General features: G+C 71.4%; 23 protein-coding genes. 12 read left to right on the top strand and 11 right to left on the bottom strand.

The features are described 5' to 3' along the window. The first annotated feature begins 34 nt into the window (after positions 1-34). From tsaB to ACZ6ZI_RS27740, 5 genes are all read left to right on the top strand, one after another. Positions 35-712, top strand: coding sequence for a tRNA (adenosine(37)-N6)-threonylcarbamoyltransferase complex dimerization subunit type 1 TsaB (gene tsaB, locus ACZ6ZI_RS27760; protein ID WP_363060187.1), 678 nt, complete (start codon positions 35-37; stop codon positions 710-712). A gap of 26 nt (positions 713-738) precedes the next feature. After that, positions 739-1,227 carry a ribosomal protein S18-alanine N-acetyltransferase gene (gene rimI / locus ACZ6ZI_RS27755; RefSeq protein ID WP_469525310.1) on the top strand — a complete coding sequence of 163 codons (489 nt, stop codon included), beginning with the start codon at positions 739-741 and terminating at the stop codon, positions 1,225-1,227. Then, positions 1,220-2,383 carry a tRNA (adenosine(37)-N6)-threonylcarbamoyltransferase complex transferase subunit TsaD gene (tsaD, locus tag ACZ6ZI_RS27750; RefSeq protein WP_469525158.1) on the top strand — a complete coding sequence of 388 codons (1,164 nt, stop codon included), beginning with the start codon at positions 1,220-1,222 and terminating at the stop codon, positions 2,381-2,383. The genes rimI and tsaD overlap by 8 nt, the downstream gene beginning before the upstream one ends. Continuing rightward, a complete protein-coding gene (locus ACZ6ZI_RS27745; protein ID WP_469525155.1) occupies positions 2,380-2,652 on the top strand; it encodes a hypothetical protein in 273 nt (90 codons plus the stop codon). Before tsaD ends, ACZ6ZI_RS27745 begins: the two co-directional genes overlap by 4 nt. Before the next feature lie 131 nt (positions 2,653-2,783). After that, the gene (locus ACZ6ZI_RS27740; RefSeq protein ID WP_469525153.1) at positions 2,784-3,446 is read left to right on the top strand and encodes a hypothetical protein; all 663 of its coding nucleotides are present in this window, start codon (positions 2,784-2,786) and stop codon (positions 3,444-3,446) included. A gap of 39 nt (positions 3,447-3,485) precedes the next feature. On the opposite strand, the gene ACZ6ZI_RS27735 is transcribed toward ACZ6ZI_RS27740, so the two are convergent. After that, positions 3,486-4,658, bottom strand: a complete 1,173-nt coding sequence (locus ACZ6ZI_RS27735; RefSeq protein ID WP_469525151.1) for a THUMP-like domain-containing protein — start codon at positions 4,656-4,658, stop codon at positions 3,486-3,488. Positions 4,659-4,749: 91 nt separating this feature from the next. Here ACZ6ZI_RS27735 and ACZ6ZI_RS27730 point away from each other — a divergent pair, with 91 nt between their 5' ends. Both ACZ6ZI_RS27730 and ACZ6ZI_RS27725 read left to right on the top strand, forming a co-directional pair. Beyond that, positions 4,750-5,697: a polysaccharide deacetylase family protein gene (locus ACZ6ZI_RS27730; protein ID WP_469525149.1), complete on the top strand. Its 948-nt coding sequence runs from the start codon at positions 4,750-4,752 to the stop codon at positions 5,695-5,697. Next, positions 5,694-6,581 carry a polysaccharide deacetylase family protein gene (locus ACZ6ZI_RS27725; protein WP_469525146.1) on the top strand — a complete coding sequence of 296 codons (888 nt, stop codon included), beginning with the start codon at positions 5,694-5,696 and terminating at the stop codon, positions 6,579-6,581. The genes ACZ6ZI_RS27730 and ACZ6ZI_RS27725 overlap by 4 nt, the downstream gene beginning before the upstream one ends. 476 nt (positions 6,582-7,057) lie before the next feature. Here ACZ6ZI_RS27725 and ACZ6ZI_RS27720 read toward each other — a convergent pair whose 3' ends face one another. Genes ACZ6ZI_RS27720 through ACZ6ZI_RS27710 form a run of 3 tightly spaced genes read right to left on the bottom strand, consistent with a single transcriptional unit; the run spans position 7,058 to position 7,945 of the window. Beyond that, on the bottom strand, positions 7,058-7,594 hold the full coding sequence (locus tag ACZ6ZI_RS27720; protein ID WP_469525144.1) for a DUF6879 family protein: 537 nt from the start codon (positions 7,592-7,594) through the stop codon (positions 7,058-7,060). Positions 7,595-7,602: 8 nt separating this feature from the next. After that, the gene (locus ACZ6ZI_RS27715; protein WP_469525142.1) at positions 7,603-7,821 is read right to left on the bottom strand and encodes a hypothetical protein; all 219 of its coding nucleotides are present in this window, start codon (positions 7,819-7,821) and stop codon (positions 7,603-7,605) included. Next, complete coding sequence (locus ACZ6ZI_RS27710) at positions 7,814-7,945, bottom strand: hypothetical protein (RefSeq protein ID WP_469525140.1); 132 nt, start codon at positions 7,943-7,945, stop codon at positions 7,814-7,816. Before ACZ6ZI_RS27710 ends, ACZ6ZI_RS27715 begins: the two co-directional genes overlap by 8 nt. Positions 7,946-8,088: 143 nt before the next feature. On the opposite strand from ACZ6ZI_RS27710, the gene ACZ6ZI_RS27705 reads away from it, so the two are divergent. The 3 genes from ACZ6ZI_RS27705 to ACZ6ZI_RS27695 are packed head-to-tail and all read left to right on the top strand — an operon-like array spanning position 8,089 to position 10,128. Continuing rightward, on the top strand, positions 8,089-8,925 hold the full coding sequence (locus ACZ6ZI_RS27705; protein ID WP_469525138.1) for a helix-turn-helix domain-containing protein: 837 nt from the start codon (positions 8,089-8,091) through the stop codon (positions 8,923-8,925). Between the two features lie 14 nt (positions 8,926-8,939). Continuing rightward, the gene (cyaB, locus tag ACZ6ZI_RS27700) at positions 8,940-9,497 is read left to right on the top strand and encodes a class IV adenylate cyclase (RefSeq protein ID WP_469525137.1); all 558 of its coding nucleotides are present in this window, start codon (positions 8,940-8,942) and stop codon (positions 9,495-9,497) included. Between the two features lie 52 nt (positions 9,498-9,549). Continuing rightward, positions 9,550-10,128: an HD domain-containing protein gene (locus ACZ6ZI_RS27695; protein ID WP_469525134.1), complete on the top strand. Its 579-nt coding sequence runs from the start codon at positions 9,550-9,552 to the stop codon at positions 10,126-10,128. 526 nt (positions 10,129-10,654) lie between these two features. On the opposite strand, the gene ACZ6ZI_RS27690 is transcribed toward ACZ6ZI_RS27695, so the two are convergent. Genes ACZ6ZI_RS27690 through ACZ6ZI_RS27675 form a run of 4 tightly spaced genes read right to left on the bottom strand, consistent with a single transcriptional unit; the run spans position 10,655 to position 15,513 of the window. Next, entirely contained in the window at positions 10,655-12,028 is a 1,374-nt protein-coding gene (locus tag ACZ6ZI_RS27690; RefSeq protein ID WP_469525133.1) for an FtsW/RodA/SpoVE family cell cycle protein, read from the bottom strand. 11 nt (positions 12,029-12,039) lie between these two features. Further along, positions 12,040-13,296: an LCP family protein gene (locus ACZ6ZI_RS27685; RefSeq protein ID WP_469525131.1), complete on the bottom strand. Its 1,257-nt coding sequence runs from the start codon at positions 13,294-13,296 to the stop codon at positions 12,040-12,042. A 59-nt stretch (positions 13,297-13,355) separates the two neighbouring features. Then, the gene (locus ACZ6ZI_RS27680; protein WP_469525130.1) at positions 13,356-14,840 is read right to left on the bottom strand and encodes a HAMP domain-containing sensor histidine kinase; all 1,485 of its coding nucleotides are present in this window, start codon (positions 14,838-14,840) and stop codon (positions 13,356-13,358) included. Next, positions 14,833-15,513, bottom strand: a complete 681-nt coding sequence (locus tag ACZ6ZI_RS27675; protein ID WP_363058152.1) for a response regulator transcription factor — start codon at positions 15,511-15,513, stop codon at positions 14,833-14,835. Before ACZ6ZI_RS27675 ends, ACZ6ZI_RS27680 begins: the two co-directional genes overlap by 8 nt. A 341-nt stretch (positions 15,514-15,854) precedes the next feature. Here ACZ6ZI_RS27675 and groES point away from each other — a divergent pair, with 341 nt between their 5' ends. Continuing rightward, positions 15,855-16,163: a co-chaperone GroES gene (groES, locus tag ACZ6ZI_RS27670; protein ID WP_007265952.1), complete on the top strand. Its 309-nt coding sequence runs from the start codon at positions 15,855-15,857 to the stop codon at positions 16,161-16,163. A gap of 133 nt (positions 16,164-16,296) precedes the next feature. After that, on the top strand, positions 16,297-17,925 hold the full coding sequence (gene groL / locus ACZ6ZI_RS27665; RefSeq protein ID WP_363058150.1) for a chaperonin GroEL: 1,629 nt from the start codon (positions 16,297-16,299) through the stop codon (positions 17,923-17,925). A 119-nt stretch (positions 17,926-18,044) separates the two neighbouring features. On the opposite strand, the gene ACZ6ZI_RS27660 is transcribed toward groL, so the two are convergent. The 3 genes from ACZ6ZI_RS27660 to ACZ6ZI_RS27650 all read right to left on the bottom strand — a co-directional run bounded on the left by ACZ6ZI_RS27660 (position 18,045) and on the right by ACZ6ZI_RS27650 (position 20,329). Next, positions 18,045-18,740, bottom strand: a complete 696-nt coding sequence (locus ACZ6ZI_RS27660; RefSeq protein ID WP_469525126.1) for an ester cyclase — start codon at positions 18,738-18,740, stop codon at positions 18,045-18,047. A gap of 121 nt (positions 18,741-18,861) precedes the next feature. Beyond that, positions 18,862-19,635 carry an SDR family NAD(P)-dependent oxidoreductase gene (locus ACZ6ZI_RS27655; protein WP_469525125.1) on the bottom strand — a complete coding sequence of 258 codons (774 nt, stop codon included), beginning with the start codon at positions 19,633-19,635 and terminating at the stop codon, positions 18,862-18,864. A gap of 22 nt (positions 19,636-19,657) precedes the next feature. Continuing rightward, on the bottom strand, positions 19,658-20,329 hold the full coding sequence (locus ACZ6ZI_RS27650) for an MOSC domain-containing protein (protein WP_469525122.1): 672 nt from the start codon (positions 20,327-20,329) through the stop codon (positions 19,658-19,660). Between the last annotated feature and the right edge of the window lie 12 nt (positions 20,330-20,341).

The raw sequence follows: 20,341 nt of genomic DNA, 5'->3' as shown, positions 1-20,341 counted from the left end.
AGGCCCCGGGCCCCGGGAGTCGTAGGCTGTTCGCGTGCTCTTGCTCGCCGTAGATACCGCCACGCCCGCCGTCACCGTCGCCCTGCACGACGGGGAGTCCGTCCTCGCCGAATCGAACCAGGTCGACGCCCGCCGCCACGGGGAGCTGCTGCTGCCCTCCGTCGACCGGGTCCTCGCCGAGGCCGGGGTGAAGCTCGAAGCCGTCACCGGCATCGTCGTGGGCGTCGGCCCCGGCCCCTACACCGGACTGCGCGTCGGCCTCGTCACCGCCTCCACCTTCGCCTCCGTCCTCGGCGTCCCCGTGCACGGCCTGTGCACCCTCGACGGCCTGGCCCACGCCGCCGGCGCCGCCGGCATCGAGGGCCCCTTCGTCGTCGCCACCGACGCACGGCGCAAGGAGGTCTACTGGGCGCGCTACGAGGACCCCCGCACCCGCCTCGAAGGCCCCTCCGTCGACCGCCCCGCCGACATCGCCGAGCGCGTCGCGGGCCTGCCCGCCGTCGGCCAGGGCGCCGAGCTGTACCCGGCCGTCTTCCCCGACGCGCGCGGCCCCGTCCACCAGTCCGCCGCCGCCCTGGCCGCCCTCGCGGCGGAGCGCCTCGCGAGCGGCGCGGCCTTCGAGAACGCCGACGGCGCGCCCCCGACCCCCCTGTACCTGCGCCGCCCCGACGCCGAGGTGCCCAAGAACTACAAGGTGGTCACCCCCAAGTGACGGCCGCGACCGTGGTGCTCCGCGAGATGCGCTGGTGGGACATCGCACCGGTGCTGGAGCTGGAGCACGAGCTGTTCCCCGAAGACGCCTGGTCCGCCGGCATGTTCTGGTCCGAGCTCGCCCACGCGCGCGGCCCCCGCGCCACCCGCCGGTACGTGGTGGCCCAGGACGGGACCGGCCGGCTCGTCGGCTACGCCGGGCTCGCCGCCGCCGGCGACCTGGCCGACGTACAGACCATCGCGGCCGCGCGCGACCAGTGGGGCACCGGGCTCGGCGCCCGGCTCCTCACCGAGCTGCTGCGCGCCGCCACCGCCTTCGAATGCGCCGAGGTGCTCCTGGAGGTGCGCGTGGACAACACCCGCGCCCAGCGGCTCTACGAGCGCTTCGGCTTCGAGCCGATCGGCTTCCGGCGCGGCTACTACCAGCCCGGCAACGTCGACGCGCTCGTCATGCGACTGACCGACCCCGCCCACGCGGGCACCGCGAACCCTGAGAGCAGTGAGACCCATGGCTGACGAACCGCTCGTCCTCGGCATCGAGACCTCCTGCGACGAGACCGGCGTCGGCGTCGTCCGCGGCACCACCCTGCTGGCCGACGCGATCGCGTCGAGCGTCGACGAGCACGCCCGCTTCGGCGGCGTGGTCCCCGAGGTGGCCTCCCGGGCCCACCTGGAGGCGATGGTCCCGACGATCGAACGCGCCCTGAAGGAGGCCGGCGTCTCCGCGCGCGACCTCGACGGCATCGCCGTGACCGCCGGCCCCGGCCTCGCGGGCGCGCTGCTCGTCGGCGTCTCCGCGGCCAAGGCGTACGCGTACGCGCTGGGCAAGCCGCTCTACGGCGTCAACCACCTGGCCTCCCACATCTGCGTCGACCAGCTGGAGCACGGCCCGCTCCCGGAGCCGACCATGGCGCTGCTCGTCTCCGGCGGGCACTCCTCGCTGCTGCTGGCCCCGGACATCACCAGCGATGTCCGCCCGCTCGGCGCGACCATCGACGACGCCGCCGGCGAGGCCTTCGACAAGATCGCCCGCGTGCTCCAGCTCGGCTTCCCCGGCGGCCCGGTCATCGACCGGCTCGCGCGCGAGGGCGACCCCAAGGCGATCAACTTCCCGCGCGGCCTGACGGGGCCGCGCGACGCGGCGTACGACTTCTCCTTCTCCGGCCTGAAGACGGCGGTGGCCCGGTGGATCGAGGCCAAGCGCAAGGCGGGGGAGGAGGTGCCGGTGCGTGACGTGGCGGCGTCCTTCCAGGAGGCCGTGGTGGACGTGCTGACGCGCAAGGCGATCCGGGCGTGCAAGGACGAGGGCGTCGACCACCTGATGATCGGCGGCGGTGTCGCGGCCAACTCCCGGCTCCGCTCGCTGGCCCAGGAGCGCTGCGACGACGCGGGGATCATCCTGCGCGTGCCGCGCCCGAAGCTGTGCACGGACAACGGCGCCATGGTGGCGGCGCTCGGCGCCGAGATGGTCAGGCGCAACCGGCCGGCCTCCGACTGGGACCTGTCCGCGGACTCCTCGCTTCCGGTCACGGACCCGCACGTGCCGGGCGCGGCGGCGGACCACGAACACGGCGAGGGCGAGGGCCACGGGCACGCGCACGGCCACGGCCACGGGCACGGACATGACCACGACCACGTGCACGAGCTGAGCAAGGACAACCTCTACTCATGAGCACCGTCGCCCTGATGTGGGAGGCCCGGGCCGCCGCCGGCCGCGGCAACGAGCTGCTGGAGTGGGCCCGCTCGCAGGTCCTGGCCCGGGAGCCGGTGCGCCGCGAGGTGCTGCGCGCGCCCCAGGACCGGGTCCTCGTGGTCACCTGGTGGGACAGCGCGGAGGGCCTGGCGGCGGAGCTGCCCGAACTGCCCGAGCCGGCGGCGGACCTGATCACCCGTGCGGTACACCGCTGGCGGTTCGAGTCGGTCGAGGTCACCGGAGGCTGAGGGGCTCGGCGCCGCGCGGCCGCGCGGGACGGCGTGGGGCTCCGGGGGTTCCCGGGGCCGCTGCGCCCACTGTGGCGACGTTCCAGGGGCTCTCAGTCGGAGTTGGAGCGCGTGACGCTATGGTCATGCGCATGCCTAGCCGTGAGCTCCCGCCTCCACCGCCGCCCGCGCACCTGCGCGAGTGGCTGGACGAGACCGTCGTACGGGCCGACCGCGCGCGGTTCCTGGCGGACCTCGGCCGGCGCAGCCTGGGCCTCGGCCGGCTGGCGCTGCTGTGGACCGTGGCCGCGGTCTTCGCGTTCGGCTGGACCTTCGTCGGCATGGCCGTCATGTCCTTCGAGTCCGGCGACGCCTTCGGCCCCCTGTTCGGGGTCCTCTACGCCGTCATCGGGCTCGGCGTCCTGATCCCCGCCGGGTTCTGGTTCGCCTGGGGCGCCCGCCAGGAGCGGCGGGTGCGCCGGCTGCTGTGCGCCTGGGTCGAGGCGGGCCGCGACCCCGCCACCGACGCCCGGCTGCGCGCCCCCGCGCGGAGCCTGGTCTGGCTCACGGCCTCCCTCGCACTGGGCGCCGTCGGGCTCTGGGTGGCCTTCGCGGCGGCGGCCGGGGCCCGGCCGGGCCAGGACACGTACGGCGAGGTCGCCTACTTCATGGGCTTCGGCATGATCCTGTGGATCACCGCCCTGCTGGGCCTGGCCAAGGCCGGCGCGCACTACCGCTGGGCGATCCGCGCCTTCCGCGGCGGACCGGCCGCGGGCGGACCCGGCGGCCGGCGCCTGGTGTCGGAAACCTCGTAGTCCCGTCACCCCGTAGCCCCGTCGCCCCGGGCGAGGGGGTCAGGCGACCGGCGAGCCGATCAGCATGGACGGGGCGCCCGCGACCCGTGTCAGGAACACCGTCGCCGAGTTCGGCCCCTGCGGCTTGACCTTCTTGCGCAACTCCTCGGGCTCGATGGCCGAGCCGCGCTTCTTCACCGTCAGGATCCCGACCCCGCGCTCGCGCAGCAGCGCCTTCAGCTTCTTCAGGCCGAAGGGCAGCACGTCGGTGATCTCGTACGCGGTCGCGTACGGCGTCGCGCGCAGCTCGTCGGCGGTGATGTACGCGATGGTCGGGTCGATGAGCCGGCCGTCCAGCTCCCTCGCGACCTCGGCCACCAGGTGGGCGCGGATCACGGCCCCGTCGGGCTCGTACAGCCAGCGGCCCACCGGCCCCGCCTCCGGGTCGGGCAGCGGATCGGCGGTGCGCAGGGCGCGCGGGCCGGGCAGCAGGGTGGCCCGCACGGTCCCCGGGGCGGTGCCGAACCACAGCACGGCCTCCTTCACGTCACCGTGGTCGGAGATCCACTCCGCCTCGGCCTGCGCCGGGACCGCCTCGTGCGGGATCCCGGGGGCGATCTTGATGGCGGCGTACCGGGCCGCGCGGGCCGTCTCGACCGCCCAGGACAGCGGCGGCGAGTAGGACTCCGGATCGAAGACGCGCCCGCGCCCGCCGCGCCGGGCCGGGTCGAGGAACACGGCGTCGTACGCCGACACGTCCACGTCGGTCACGTCCGCCTCCCGGACCTCGATCAGGTCCGCCAGCCCCAGCGCCTCGGCGTTGGCGCGGGCGACGGCCACCGTCAGCGGGTCCCGGTCCACGGCCAGGACGCGGATGCCGAGCCGGGCCAGGGCCAGGGCGTCGCCGCCGATGCCGCAGCACAGGTCCGCGACGGAGCGTACGCCCAGCTCGGCGAGGCGACCGGCGCGGTACGCGGCCACCGAGGCGCGGGTGGCCATCTCGCCGCCGCCCGGAGTGAAGTACATCCGGGAGGCGTCCTCGGCCCCGAACTTCGCGACCGCCCGCTGACGCAGTCGGGCCTGCCCGAGCGCGGCCGACACCAGGGCGGCGGGGTGCTCGCGGCGCAGCCGGGTGGCGACGGCCAGCTCCTGGGCGGGGTCGTACGCGCGCAGGGAGTCGAGGAGGGCGCGGCCCTGGGGGGCGAGGAGCTCGGCGAAGTCTTCGGGGGTCACCGTCCCATTGTCCGCCAGTCGGTGGAAGGGCAATCTCCGACCGTGTGTGTCGGCCGGGTCGGCGCGCTGTGCGATGGAAAGATCCGCAGCTATGCAGCTTGTGCGACAAAAGGGAAATAGTACGCAGTTTGGTCACCGGTGCGCGGCACGCCCGCGCGGCCGGTACGGCGTGGCCCTGGCCGCGCTGCTCGTCGCGGCCCTCGGAACGGGATGCGGATCCGGAGCGGACGCGCCCGCCAAGACCAAGGCGGCGGCCGGCCCCGTCAAGGAGGGCGGCGCGGCGGGCGCCCTCGCCAACTCCGCCGAGCGGCTCAAGGCCGCCCAACAGGCCCGGATCGCCGCCGCCAAGAAGTGGGGCCTGGCCAAGACCCCGCTGCTCGCCCCCGCCGCACCGAAGGAAAAGCCCGAGATCACCACGCGGGACGGCTTCGAGGTGGAGGACCAGGACGAACTGCCGCCCGTCTTCACCACCGTCCCCACGGAGGACAAGGTCGTCTTCCTCACCATCGACGACGGCGCGGAGAAGGACCCCGAGTTCGTCCGGATGATGCAGGAACTGAAGATCCCGTACACGGCGTTCCTCAGCGACTACCTCGTCCGCGACTCCTACCCCTACTTCAAGGGGATGCAGGCCGCCGGCGTCACCCTCAACAACCACACGCTCAACCACCGCTACATGCCCGGACTCTCGTACGAGAAGCAGCGCGAGGAGATCTGCGGCCAGCAGGACACCATCCAGAAGCAGTTCGGCAAGCGCCCCACGCTCTTCCGGCCGCCCTACGGCAACTACAACCAGGACACGCTGCTCGCCGCGAAGTCCTGCGGCATCAAGGCCGTCCCCCTGTGGAACGCCGAGGCCTTCCCGAACCGGATGGACTACCGGGAGTGGGACCGCGACCTGCACCCCGGCGACATCATCCTGACGCATTTCAGGGGCCGGGACGACTGGAAGGGCACGATGCCTGACATGATCCGTCATGTCATGAAGACCGTCACGGACAAGGGGTACGCCGTGGCCCGCTTGGAGGACTACCTGTGAAGTACGCGCGCCGGTTGGTAGCCGGGACGCTGACGGCCGGCGCGCTCGCGCTGTCCCTGACGGGGTGCGGGAACAGCGTGGATCCCATCGAACGGCTGGGCCGCAAGGCCGCCTCGGACCCGGGGACGTCCGCCTCCCCGTCCGCGCCGGCCCCCGCGGCCTCCGGCCCCTCGGCCACACCGGCGCCGGGGGACCAGGCGTACCGCAAGTGGGGCCTGACGGCCCCCGTCCAGTACGCCCCGAAGCCCGACCGCAAGCCCCAACTCCCCAAGGGCGCCCCCGGCAAGGCGGCCGTCGTCGACCGAATACCCGTCGCGCCGACGGACAAGGTCGTCTTCCTGACCTTCGACGACGGCGCGGAGAAGGACCCCGAGTTCCTGAAGATGGCGGCTGACCTGAAGCTGCCCATCAGCATGTTCCTGACGGACAACGTCGCGGCCTCGGACTACGGCCACTTCGAGAAGCTCCGCGACAACGGCTCCGGCAGCACCGTCAACAACCACACCCTGACGCACCCGAACCTCCGCACCCTGCCCTTCGCGGCGCAGAAGAAGGAGATATGCGGCCAGCAGGAACGCCTGGAGAAGCGCTTCGGAAAGCGCCCGCCCCTCTTCCGGCCGCCGTTCGGCAACTACAACGACGACACCCTCAAGGCCGCTTCCGAATGCGGCATCTCCTCGGTCGTCCTGTGGCGCGCGTCGATGCAGATCAACGACTTCCAGTACGCCGAGGGAACCGCCCTCAAGCCGGGCGACATCATCCTGGCCCACTTCCGCGGCCCCTCGGAACTCAAGGGCAAGACCGAAACCCAGATGACGGCCCGCATGCTCCAACACATCCAGGAACAGGGCTACCGCATAGGCCTCCTGGAGGACTACCTGTAGGCACGGACGGGGCGGGTCGGGGGCATCCCCCTCGACCCGGCTTTCGCCTGCGGGGCGGGGGTGGGAGGGGTTGCCTCCCGGGGGCGGTATTGCGAACGGGCTGGGGGTTTCCCGTCAGTCTCATCGTCTCTCCGGTGCGGGCCGGGCCCTCAAGGGCGCTCACTGCGTTCGCGTCACTGCGTGATGGCCTTCGGCCACCCTTGACCGCCCGTCCCGCCCCGGACAAACGAAGACTGTCGGGAAACCCCCGAAAGAACGGCCACGGGGCAGGAGCAGGGACGACCCCGCATCAGCGACCAGCGAGCGGCCATCCCACGGGCCCACCGGGCATCGGGCACTCACAGCCCCTTTCGGGACCGGGCTGCCCGCCTACCTGCACGAAAAGTCGACGAGACCGTCCCACGGAGCACCCAGGCGCGACAGATCGCTACGCGCTCCTCTCGTCTCAGCGTCCGACCGCCGCCCGGGGCCGATATCTACCCACCAGGACGATCACAGATTTTGTAGTCCTCGTGCGGCATGGCCCGCGTCCACACCGCTTCGAAGGCTTGGGCGCAGAGATTGGCCGCGATCGGATCGTCGGTGATCTCTGCGCCCCTCGACGACCCGTCGCCTGCGAAGTGGTTCCAGTGGACCCACTCGCCGTCGAACAGCCAGAAGTCGTTTCCAGGCAAGGCAATGGTCGAGGCCAGGCGATGCGGAAGCCAACGCACCCGCTCGCCGGCAGCGATGTTGGTGAACGTCCCGTCGTGCAGGAAGCGCGTGTATTCGCTGACGGGCTCGGACACGACCCGAGCCCGTCGGATGACCGCGCCACGACCCACGGTCTCCGCGACCAGGTCCAGCCAGGGACGCCACCATGAATTCCGGTCGGCCGGATCGCGCCGGAGTCCCTTCCGCCACTCGGCGAACGGGCCCTCTTCGTAGTCGACCGCGTAGGAGTCGCGCATTTCCAGGTGCACGGCCTGGGAGCAACCGGCCATCAGCTCATCGAACGTGGGCGTCGAAGACATCGCAGGAATCAGCGCGTGCGGGTGACCGGCTCGACGTTGGCGACGGCGGTGGTGAACTCACGCCCATTACGGGCACGGATGTAGGCCAACGGCATCCAGCGCTCGACGCCGGTGTCGGACACGTTCTCGTTGACCACGGCCATCAACTCGCCCTCGGTCCCCGAGGCGATGTCGCGGACTCGACGCCGGAGCAGATGGTGCGGCAGGTACTCGTAGCACTCACTCATCGGACACCTCCTCGAAGGTGTCGAGAAAGCGCTCCCAACCGACAAGCGCCCGGTCAAGAAGGTCCGGGCTGGGTTGCGCTACTGGCCAGAGGGCTTCGGCCGGATCGGCGGCAAGGAAAGTCACGATGCGTCCTCCCATTTCAGGAGCCCTTCAAGCGGGCATACCAGGAGGATCTGGTGACAGCGCGTACGCAGTCGATATCCGAACGGTAATCTCACCGTGGGATGACTTCCCATCTCGTCAACGGGTGAGCGGAGTGGTCGACCGTGGCGACAACGGCATTCCTGCCCGATTGGGCATGGGAGCGGGCGGATGTACGTCAGGCTCTCCGCGCTCGTGATGTGGGAGCGGTGTTCCGATACGTCCAGCAGTACAGCGGAGTGAGTCAGGGGCGCATCGCTGCGGCGGTCGGCATGACCCAGGCCCGCGTCAACGAGATCATCAATCGTCGCCGTGAGGTGTCGCGCCTTGACGTGTACGAGCGGATCGCCGACGGACTGAACATGCCGGACGACGCGCGCCACCTACTCGGGCTCGCGGCCGGCCGCGAGCAGCGCTCGGGTGGGGCGGCGTTCGATCTCACCGCCTTCCCCGAGGTGGTTCGGGTGTACGCCGCACAGGCGTCGGCCCGCGAGGAGATCCAACAGCAGGTACGCGCTGCGAAGTCGTTGGACATCCTCGCCGTTCGTGGCCTCGGCTTGATCGGCCTGAACGATTCGATGCTGCGGGGGCACCTTGCGAGGCAGGGAGGCGATCTCCGCGTGCGGGTCCTGCTGCTCGATCCGGAGTCGCCGGCCCTTGCCTCGCGCGCCGCCGAGATCGGTGAATCGGTCGAGGCACTCGCCGGCGGAGTGCGGATGGCCGAGGCCCGGCTGCGTGAGCTTGCGGGGATCTGTGAAATCGAGGTGTACAGGTACGGCATGCTGCCCACATGGCGGTTGATCCGAGCCGACTCCACCCTGTTCGTCGGGGCGTTCGACGCGGGTTGGGAAGGGCATGAATCCGCCACGTACAAGGTCATGGAAACGTCGCACGGCCCGTTGTTCAGAGGCTTTGCGCGCATGTTCGAAGCCATCGTCGCAGGCGCGGAGCGCACGGTGTGAGAGGGGACGGACCGATGATCGAAGCCGAACTCAAGGCGTGCGTGCACGCGCCACAGGAGACTCTGCGTCGGCTGGACGACCGGGCCGAAGGCCGGGCCGAGGTGTACCAGGACACCTACTACGACACCGTGGACGGAGCCTTGGAGGCCAAGGACGAGGAACTCCGCGTCCGCACCGTGCACGGCGCGGACGAGACCCGCACGATCCTCACGTACAAGGGAGCCCGGGTCGACGAGGAATCCGGCTCCAAGCCGGAGCACGAGACCCGCGTGGAGAACGCCGAGGCCGTGCACGCGATGCTGCGCAGCCTCGGCTATGTCCCGGCGATCGAGTTCGAGAAGCGGTGCAGGAATTACTCCTTCGAAGCGAGAGGCCGGCAGATGCTGGCCACTCTCGTCCGCGTTCCGGAGCTGGACGGGACGTTCCTGGAGTTGGAAACCCTGGTGGCGGAGAAGGACGTGCCCGATGCGCTCGACGATGTCCGCCAGGTCTTGACCGAGCTCGGCATCCGCGCGGAAGACCTGACACGGGAGCAGTACACCGCAGCGGTCAAGGCCCGGCGCCGACTCTGACTGCGGACCGTCTACGCGATTCGCCTCGCCGAGGCGTGAGAAGGAGACAGACGTGGCTGACGACCTGTCGGCGGTGGCCCACTTCCTCTACGAGGCGGGCACGCTCAAGAACGCGCGTCGTACCGGCTGGTGGATGGCCGGGGTGAACAACCCGGAAAGTGTGGCCGAGCACTCCTGGCGGACCGCCCTGATTGCCACGATCATCGCGAAGCTGGAGGGTGCGGATCCCGCACGTGCCGCCTTTCTCGCCGTGTGGCACGACACCCAGGAGACCCGCACCGGGGACGTGAACCACCTGGGGAAGAAGTACTCCACCAACGCGGACCCGATCGTCGTCACCGCAGACCAGACGGCCGACATGCCCGACGTCCTCGCCTCCGCCATCCAAGACCTGGTCGCCGAGTACGAGGCCAAGGAGTCCCCCGAGGCCGCGTGCGCCCGGGACGCCGACAAGCTGGAATGCATGCTGCAAGGCATCGAGTACAAGGCCCAGGGCTACGAGAACACCCAGCGCTGGATCGACAACAGCCGAGGTCGACTGACGACAGAGACGGGCCGACGGCTCGCTGACGAACTCCTCGGGCAAGGCACCCTCGACTGGCTCCGCGCGGCCATGGGCGAAAAGCCTTGATGGCATCTGATCGCTTCGACGGACAGCCATCAGCCCCAGACGGCCGGCGGACGCTGAGACGTGAGGAGCGCGTAGCGATCTGGCGCGTTTGGGTGCTCCGGGGGACGGTCTGGTCGACTTTTGGTGCGGGTAGGGCCTGGGTGGGGTCCCGAAAGGGGCTGTGAGGGAGGTCGCCCGGTTGAGGCTCCTCGCCCGGGAGGTCGAGGGTCGCTGATGCGGGGGAGATCGCCTCCTGCCCCGTGGCCGTTCTTTCGGGGGTTTCCCGACAGTCTTCGTTTGTCCGGGGCGGGACGGGCGGTCAAGGGTGGCCGAAGGCCATCGCGAAGCGACGCGAACGAAGTGAGCGCCCTTGAGGGCCCGGCCCGCACCGGAGAGATGATGAGACTGACGGGAAACCCCCAGCCCGTTCCCGACTCCGCCCGGCCGGGGCAGCCCCACCCCACCCCCACCCCCGCACGCGGCGCCACCGGCCCGCCCCGCCCCGTCGAAGGGGCGACGGCGGGCCCGCACCGGGACGGCGTACGCCTCAGCGCAGGGCCACCACCGGGGTGATCGTGGTTTCCACCGGGCCGCGGGCGTCGGCTTCGCGTTGGCGTTCCGCGCTGTCGCTGATGCGCAGGAGGAGGGCGATCATGATCCAGTTGGCCAGGAGTGACGAGCCGCCCTTCGCCAGGAAGGGGAGGGCCTTGCCGGTCAGGGGGATGAGGCCGGTGACGCCGCCCGCGACCACGAAGACCTGGAGGGCCAGCGCCGCCGCGAGGCCCACCGCGAGCAGCTTGCCGAAGGGGTCGCGGGCCGCCAGGGCCATGCGCAGCCCCCGCTGCACGAGGAGGGCGTAGAGGAAGAGGACGGCCATGACGCCGGCCAGGCCGAGTTCCTCGCCGACGGTGGTCAGGATGAAGTCGCTGCGGCCCGCGAACTTGATCAGCTCGGGGTGTCCCAGTCCCAGACCGGTGCCCGAGACGCCGCCGGTGCCGAAGCTGAACAGCGCCTGCGCGGACTGGTCGGAGGTGATGCCGGCCGGTGGGTTCTCCCAGTAGTACGAGAGGGGGTTGAGCCAGGCGGCCACGCGGGCCTTGACGTGGGGCTCGGTGGAGCCGACGACGAAGGCGCCGACGGCCGCCATGAGGAGACCGCAGACGATCCAGCTGGTGCGCTCGGTGGCGACGTAGAGCATCACCACGAAGACGCCGAAGAAGATCAGCGACGTACCGAGGTCGCGCTCGAAGACCAGCACCAGCATGGAGACGATCCACACGGTGATGATGGGGCCGAGCTGGCGCATCGGGGGCAGGCGCATGCCGAGGAACCGGCGGCCCGTCAGGGCCAGCGAGTCGCGGTGGATGACCAGGTAGCCCGCGAAGAAGATCGCGATCATGATCTTCACGAACTCGCCGGGCTGGAGCGAGAAGCCGAAGAGGATGATCCAGCGCTTCGCGCCGTAGGTGTCGGCGCCGAAGAAGGCCGGCGCGATCAGCAGGACGAGCGCGACGGCCATGGTGATGTAGATGAACCGTTGGAGCAGCCGGTGGTCGCGCAGCAGCGCCACCACCAGGATGCAGGCGGCGACGCCGACGACGGTCCACATGAGCTGGCCGGGCGCGTTCGCGTCGGAGTTGTAGCGCTCGATGTAGCCCTGGTCGAGCCGGTGGATGAGCACCAGTCCGAGCCCGGTCAGCAGCATGGCCAGCGGGAAGATCAGCGGGTCCGCGTACGCGGCGAACCGGCGGATGCCCAGGTGTCCCACCAGGGACAGCAGCGTCATGCTGATGACGAAGCTGGCGAGGTGCTGCGGCAGCTCGCCGTTCATGGCGAGGCCGGCGCTGACGTGTCCGAACACGGCGATGCCGAGGACCAGGACGAGCAACAGGGCTTCGGTGCGGCGGCGGGCGCCGGCCATCGTCAGTGGTCTCAGTCCACGCACGGGACGCCGCCGCCGTCGAGGGAGTCCTTCGGCGCGGAGGGCGCGGAGGGCGCGGAGGGCACGGAGGACGGAGACGGAGGTGAGGGTGGTGCGGTCGGTGACGACGTTGACGGCGGTGACGACGGCGGAGCCGGTGAGGAGGATGCGGCGCCACTCGGTGCACTCTGCGGACGGTGCGGACCGATCTGCTCGGCTATGAGGCGCTTTATCTTCATATCATCTACGACGTTGATGTCCTCCCCATGGTTCCTTGCGAATCCCTCGATGGGGAGTGTCGTGAACCGCACTTTTCCTCCGGACAGGTTCTTCGCCTGCCGCACGAAGGACAAGAGGTCCCACCCCGCGTCCGTCACCACGTCCTGCTTCGCGGTGTCGATCAGCCGGATCAGCTTCGCCGGGTCGGTGAAGGTCCCCGCCTCGTTCAGCTTCTTCGTCGCGCCCGCCAGGAAGGCCTGCTGCCGCTTCGTCCGGTCCAGGTCGCCGCCGTCCAGACCGTGCCGCTGCCGTACGAAGGCCAACGACTGCCGGCCGTTGAGCACCTGCGGACCCGCCGGGAAGTCGGCCCCCGAGTAGCGGTCCTTCACGGCCTTGTTCAGGCACACCGGTACGCCGTCCAGCGCGCCGGCGAGGTGGTAGAAGCCGGCCAGGTTCAGCTCGGCGAAGTGGTCGACCGGTACGCCGAGGAAGGCGCGCACGGTCTCGATCTGCGCCCGACGCCCCGCCTCGCGGCCCTCCCGCTCCAGCTGCCGCCGGTCCGTGACCCCGCGCGCCGACAGCGACCGCTCGGCGGCGGCCTTCGCCAGCCCGTAGGCCTTCTTGATCTTGTCCTTGCCGTGCCCGGGTATGTCCACGAAGTCGTCGCGCGGGATCGAGAACGCCTGTGCCTGCCCGCCGTCGCCCGGTACGTGCAGCAGGATCATGGTGTTGGCGTTGTAGCCGCCGATGTCCGAGCTGCCGGCGTGCAGCTCGTCGAGGACCTCGGCGGGGAGCGGATCGCCGTTCTGGTCGCGGCGGCTGTCCAGGCCGATGAGCAGGATGTTGGTGTCGCCGTGCGCCGACTTCTCGGCCCCCTCCAACGCCTTCGAACTGCCGATGCTCGACGCGAGGTCCCGGTAGACGTACCAGGCGGTGCCGCCCGCCATGACCGTCAGGGCGCAGCCCGTGATCAGCAGGGTGCGGCCGATCCGGCGGGGCGAGGGTCGGCGGCGGCTGGTCTTCCTCGTCTTCCTCCGTTGCGCGCTCATGCCTGTCGATGCTGACGCACCCCCGCTGAAGGAATCCTGAACCGGTCGGGCTCCCGCCATCAGCCCCCGCGGGCCCCCGGCAGCCGCAGCTCCAGCAGCGCGCCGCCGCCCGGGGCCCGGTGGGCCTCGACGTCGCCCCCGTGAGCCCGCGCGATCTCCCGGGCGATGGCCAGGCCCAGCCCGGTCCCGCCGGCGGCCCGGCCCCGGTCCGCGTCGAGGCGTACGAACCGGCCGAACACCCGGTCCCGGTCCGCGGGCGGGATCCCCGGGCCGTCGTCGGTCACCTCCAGCACCGCCAGGCCCTCGCGCGCGGCGGCCCGGACGGTGACCCCGCCGGCCGCGTGCCGCAGGGCGTTGTCCACGAGGTTGGCCAAGGCCCGCTCCAGTCGCGCCGGGTCCCCGTACGCCGGTACGGGCTCGGGCGCGTCCAGCCGGAGCGGGACGCGGGGGGCGGGGCGGCGTGCGGCGTCCTCGGCCGCCAACAGGGCGAGGTCGACCGGCTCCCCGGCGGGGTGGGGGGCGGGCCCGCCGTCGAGGCGGGCCAGCAGGAGCAGGTCGGCGGCGACGCGCTGGAGCCGGTCGGTGTCGGCGAGGGCGGCGGCGACGGCCTCGCGGTCGGGCCGCTCCATCGCCAGGGCCACCTCCAGGCGGGAGCGCACCGCCGCGAGGGGGTTGCGCAGTTCGTGCGAGGCGTCGGCGGTGAACTGCCGCTGCCGGGCGTCGGAACGCTCCAGGCGGTCGAGGGTGTCGTTGACGGTCCGGGCCAGGCGGGCGATCTCGTCGGCGCCGCCCGGATCGGGCACCCGGCGGTCGAGCGCGCTCGCGGTGACGGCGGCCAGGGCGGTGCGGATCGCGGTGACGGGGCGCAGCGCCTGGCCGGTGGCCCACCAGGCCAGGGCGGCGGCGAAGGCGATCAGCGGGGGAGCGCCGGCGCCGAGGCCGAGGGCGAGGGCGCGGCCGGCGTCGTCCACGTCGCCGAGCACGGTCATGCCGTAGACGGTGTACGGCCCCGCGGCCTCCGCCCCCGTGGCCTCCGCCCCCGCGGCCGCCGCACCCCCGGCCGCCGCCCCCGCCCCCGGCCCCGCGCCCTCCGTCGATCCCGTCCCCGTCCCCGTCCCCGTCCCCGGCCCCGCCCCCGGTGCCTCCACCGCCACGACCACCCGCCGCTGGCCGCCCGGGTGCGCGGGCGGCAGGACGGCCGAGCGGGCGTCCGAGCGGGCGTCCGCGCCGGGTTCCGGGCGCGGGGCGTCGAGGTCCGTCGCCCCGGCGGGGTCGCCGCTGGAGGCGACGACCCGGCCGCGCGCGTCCCGTACGAGGACCAGGTCGACCCCGCCGTCGGGCGCGGGCAGCCGCCCGTCCGCCGGCAGGGTGCGGGTGTCGACGCGGGCGGCGACCTTGCGGGCGGCCAGTTCGGTGCGACCGGTGGTGTTGTCGAGGAGGTTGGCGCCGAGCAGCGTGGAGAGCCACAACCCGCCGCCGGCCAGGACGGCGGTCATCGCGAGGGCGGCGGCGACGGCGGCGCGGGCCCGGGTGCTGCTAACCACCGTCGGGCGCCATCCGGTAGCCGGTGCCGTGGACGGTGAGGATGGAGCGGCGGCCGAAGGGCGCGTCGACCTTCTTGCGCAGGGAGGAGACGTAGACCTCGACGATGTTCGGGTCGATGTCGTGCGGGGCGTCCCAGACCTCGTCGAGGATGTCCTGCTTGGCGACGGCCCGGCCGGGGCGCTCCATCAGGCAGGCCAGTACGCCGACCTCGCGCGCCGTCAGTTCGATGTCCCGGTCGCCGCGCCGGCAGCGCCGGTCGTGCGGGTCCAGGAGCAGGTCCCCGGCGCGCAGCACGGCGGGTTCGGGGGTGGCGGCGCGGCGGGCGAGGGCACGCAGGCGGGCGCCGAGGACGACGAAGGAGAAGGGCTTGGTGAGGTAGTCGTCGGCGCCGGCGTCCAGCCCCTCGGCCTCGTCGTGTTCGCCGTCGCGGGCGGTGAGCATCAGGACGGGGGTGGGGTCGCCGTGGGCGCGCATCCGGGTGCAGATCTCGTGGCCGCCGAGGCCGGGCAGCATCAGGTCGAGCAGGACGACGTCGTAGGGGCCGCCGGTGAGGGCCAGTTCGAGGCCGCGGTGGCCGTCGTGGGCGACCTCGACCAGGTGTCCCTCGGCCGACAGGCCCCGTCGCAGGGAGTCGGCCAGGCCTTCTTCGTCTTCGACCACGAGGATGCGCATCGCTCAAGCGTCACACAAGCGGCACAAACCGGGTCGGATGCCCCGGGACGAGTGGGGGCGACGGCCGCCGCGAAAGGGCGGGCGGGGGCGGGATCCGTCCGGCGGCGACACGCGGACGGGGCCGGATCCATGCGGTTGAGGTGGCCGGATTGCGGGCCAAACGGAGTGGGATTGGCACTCCGCTTGACCGAGTGCTAATCGCCGGAATAGTGTCACACCTGGCACTCGCCACCGGTGAGTGCCAACACAGCGACAGGCAGGTCCGGCACCCGCGACGACGGATCGACCTGGTCGCCACCTCAGACAGTTAACCCCGGATCTCCGAAGGGGGAGGTCGGATCGTGACGACCGCCAGCTCCAAGGTTGCCATCAAGCCGCTCGAGGACCGCATCGTGGTCCAGCCGCTCGACGCCGAGCAGACCACGGCCTCCGGCCTGGTCATCCCGGACACCGCGAAGGAGAAGCCCCAGGAGGGCGTCGTCCTCGCGGTCGGTCCGGGTCGCTTCGAGGACGGCCAGCGTCTCCCGCTGGACGTCAACGTCGGCGACATCGTGCTGTACAGCAAGTACGGCGGCACCGAAGTGAAGTACAGCGGCGAGGAGTACCTCGTCCTCTCGGCTCGCGACGTCCTCGCGATCGTCGAGAAGTAAGTCACTTCTCCAGTTTTGCTTTGAGCTGCGCCCCTGGTCACCCTGCTGATGCCGGGCGGCGAGGGGCGTAGTTCGTTTCCAGGCGGTCGCGGTGAGCGGCCGAGGATCGCAACGAGAGGGCGGAACCGCTCCCATGCCGAAGATTCTGAAGTTCGACGAGGACGCCCGCCGCGCCCTCGAGCGCGGCGTCAACAAGCTTGCCGACACGGTCAAGGTGACGATCGGCCCCAAGGGCCGCAACGTCGTCATCGACAAGAAGTTCGGCGCCCCCACCATCACCAACGACGGTGTCACCATCGCCCGCGAGGTCGAGCTGGACGACCCGTACGAGAACCTGGGCGCGCAGCTGGTGAAGGAGGTGGCGACCAAGACCAACGACATCGCGGGTGACGGCACCACCACCGCCACCGTGCTGGCCCAGGCGCTGGTCCGCGAGGGTCTGCGCAACGTCGCCGCCGGCGCCTCCCCGGCCGCCCTGAAGAAGGGCATCGACGCCGCGGTCAAGGCCGTGTCCGAGGAGCTCCTCGCGACCGCCCGCCCGATCGAGGACAAGTCCGACATCGCCGCCGTGGCCGCGCTCTCCGCGCAGGACGCCCAGGTCGGCGAGCTCATCGCCGAGGCGATGGACAAGGTCGGCAAGGACGGTGTCATCACCGTCGAGGAGTCCAACGCCTTCGGCCTGGAGCTGGAGTTCACCGAGGGCATGGCCTTCGACAAGGGCTACCTCTCGCCGTACATGGTCTCCGACCAGGAGCGTATGGAGGCCGTCCTCGACGACCCGTACATCCTGATCAACCAGGGCAAGATCTCCTCCATCCAGGACCTCCTGCCGCTGCTGGAGAAGGTCATCCAGGGTGGCGGCTCCCGCCCGCTGCTGATCATCGCCGAGGACGTCGAGGGCGAGGCGCTCTCCACCCTCGTCGTCAACAAGATCCGCGGCACCTTCAACGCGGTCGCCGTCAAGGCCCCCGGCTTCGGTGACCGTCGCAAGGCGATGCTCCAGGACATGGCCACCCTCACCGGTGCCACCGTCATCGCCGAGGAGGTCGGCCTCAAGCTCGACCAGGCCGGTCTGGACGTGCTGGGCACCGCCCGCCGCGTGACCATCTCCAAGGACGACACCACGATCGTCGACGGTGCCGGCAAGTCCGAGGACGTCCTCGGCCGCGTCAACCAGATCAAGGCCGAGATCGAGTCCACCGACTCGGACTGGGACCGCGAGAAGCTGCAGGAGCGCCTGGCGAAGCTCGCCGGTGGCGTCTGCGTCATCAAGGTCGGCGCCGCCACCGAGGTGGAGCTCAAGGAGAAGAAGCACCGCCTCGAGGACGCCATCTCCGCCACCCGCGCCGCGGTCGAGGAGGGCATCGTCTCCGGCGGTGGCTCCGCGCTCGTCCACGCCGTCAAGGTCCTGGAGGGCAACCTCGACCTCACCGGCGACGAGGGCACCGGCGTCTCCGTGGTCCGTCGCGCCGCGGTCGAGCCGCTGCGCTGGATCGCCGAGAACGCGGGCCTCGAGGGCTACGTCATCACCTCGAAGGTCGCCGAGCTCGACAAGGGCCAGGGCTTCAACGCCGCCACCGGCGAGTACGGCGACCTGGTCAAGGCCGGCGTCATCGACCCGGTCAAGGTCACGCGCTCCGCGCTGGAGAACGCCGCTTCCATCGCCTCCCTGCTGCTCACGACCGAGACCCTGGTCGTCGAGAAGCCGGCCGAGGAAGAGGCCGACGCCGGTCACGGCCACGGTCACGGCCACAGCCACTGATCGCGCCCCGCGCCGAGAAGGCCCCGTTCCGCAGCACGCGGAACGGGGCCTTCCCCGTATCGGGACCCGTTGGCCGGGACCCGTTGTCCGGGTCCCGTGTCGGGACCCGGGACCGGGACTCAGGTCCCGTAGGGCATTCCGGACCCGCCCATCTGTCGTTGCAGGGCTCCGGGGTTGTAGTGCCACCAGCCCTCGACGATCTGTCCGTCCAGGCACCGGAAGGTCGTGGTCCCGGACATCTCGTACGTCCTGCCGGTCGGCGCGACCCCCATGAACTCTCCCTTGTGGGTGCCGCGCCAGTTCCACACCGTCGTGACCATGTCGCCCTCGGCCACCTGGGCGACCGGTTCGAAGGTCATGTCGAAGGCGGCGCGCCAGATCTCCATGTCGGAGCGCATACCCTCGCGTCCGATGACGGTGGACTCCTCCTTGCTCACGTCGTGGTCGATGTAGTTCGCCGCGAAGCACTCGTCGAGGACGCCCATGTTCCCGGCCATGGCGGCTTCTTTGAACACCCGTTCGCAGAGCTGCTTGTTGAGGTGCTGGTCGCGGACCACGTCCAGGTTCATGAACGTCGGCATCCCCTCGCAGAGGGCCACCATCTCCTGGAACATCCGGTCCGTCTCGGGCAGCCGGGAGTTCTGCATGGCCGCCTCGTACGAGGCGAACTCCACCATGTCCACGTAGTGGTTCCGGGCCTCGCGGTCCTGGCCGATCATCGTGTGCGTGGCGGTGCGCCTGCCGCTGCTCTGCTGCGCCCAGCGGTCGATGAGCGCGTTCATCTCATCGAACCGCGTCGTTTCGTAATCGATCATCTGTACGAATGTCATCGCGTCGCCTCCCGCTGGAGATGAGACATGTCCAGTTTAGGGAGGAAAGACCCGTTCGGCCGTGTCGATCAGGCGTCGACGGAGGCTTACCGGCGGGTCACGAACGCTACTGCGGCCCGTACTTGCGCCCCGTGCGGGACGACACCCCGCCCAGCAGCGCGCGCGGCGTCAGCTTCACCACGCCCATCAACGCCTTGTAGCGCGGGTCCGGGATCGAGACCGTCCGGCCGCGCGCCAGGTCGGCCAGCGCCGCCGCCACCAGCTTGTCGGCGTCCAGCCACATCCAGCCGGGGATGTTGTCGGTGCCCATGCCCGCGCGCTGGTGGAACTCGGTGCGCACGAAGCCGGGGCACAGCGCCATCAGCCGTACGCCGGAACCCGCCAGGTCCTTGGCCGCGCCCTGCGTGAACTGCACGACCCAGGCCTTGCTGGCCCCGTAGGTGCCGCGCGGCACGAAGGCCGCCACCGAGGCCACGTTCACGACCCCGCCGCGGCCGCGCTCGCGCATCGAGGCCGTCGCCGCCGAGGTCAGCCGCAGCACCGCCTCGACGTGCACCTTCACCATGGCCAGCTCGTCGGCCATGGAGACTTCCAGGTAGCGGCCCTTGTTGCCGAAGCCGGCGTTGTTGACCAGCAGGTCCACCGGGTGCGTCCGGTCGCCCAGCCGGGTCTCGACCGCCGCGATCCCGGCGTCGGTGGAGAGGTCGGCGGTCAGCACCTCGGCCTCGATGCCGTGCCGGTCGTGCAGTTCGGTGGCCTGCTCGGCCAGTCGCCCGCTGTCGCGGGCCACCAGTACGAGGTTGTGCCCCTGGGCGGCGAGCCGGCGGGCGAAGGCGGCGCCGATGCCCGCCGTGGATCCCGTAATCAACGCAGTCGTCATAGGCGCAACCTAGCCGCCCGCGTCAGCGCGCGTGCCTGCGCAGGTACGTCCGTACGGTCTCGTGTGCGGCCGGCTCCATGGCGTCACCGGCGGCCAGCGTCCGGGGCAGCAGCGCCCGCTCGGTGGTGAAGGCCCGGAACCAGAACGCCACCGACACCTCGTGGTCCGGCCGGCTCAGCACCTCGACGGTGTCGCCGGGGGAGACCTCGCCCTCCTCGACGACCCGCAGGTACGCCCCCGGGCGGACCGCCTCGGTGAACCGCCGGACCCAGCGCGGCTGGTCCAGCGCGCCCTGGAAGGTCCGGCAGGGGATGCGCGCGGAGGCCACCTCCAGCACGAGGTCCGCGCCGACCCGCCAGCGCTCGCCGAGCAGCGCCCCGTTGAGGTCGATCCCCGAGGTCGTGAAGTTCTCGCCGAAGATCCCGCCGGGCAGTTCGCGCCCCAGCTCGGCCTCCCACCAGTCGAGGTCCTCGCGGGCGTACGCGTACACGGCCTGGTCGTCACCGCCGTGGTGGCGGTTGTCGCAGACGGCGTCGCCGACCAGCCCGCTGCCCAGGCCGGTCGCCTTCGGACCCGGGGCCCGGACGGCGACCGGCCCCGGAACCGGCCGCTTGCCGATGCCGGTCCGGCCGCCCACCGCGTCGGTGTAGTCGGCGACCGTCGCGCGGCCGATGTTCACGGAGATCAGGTGCATGGCGCCACGCTA

The organism is Streptomyces sp. NPDC103540 (assembly GCF_055584445.1).
The sequence above is the reverse complement of the archived record's forward strand: the minus strand, read 5'-3'. Positions and strand labels throughout refer to the sequence as shown.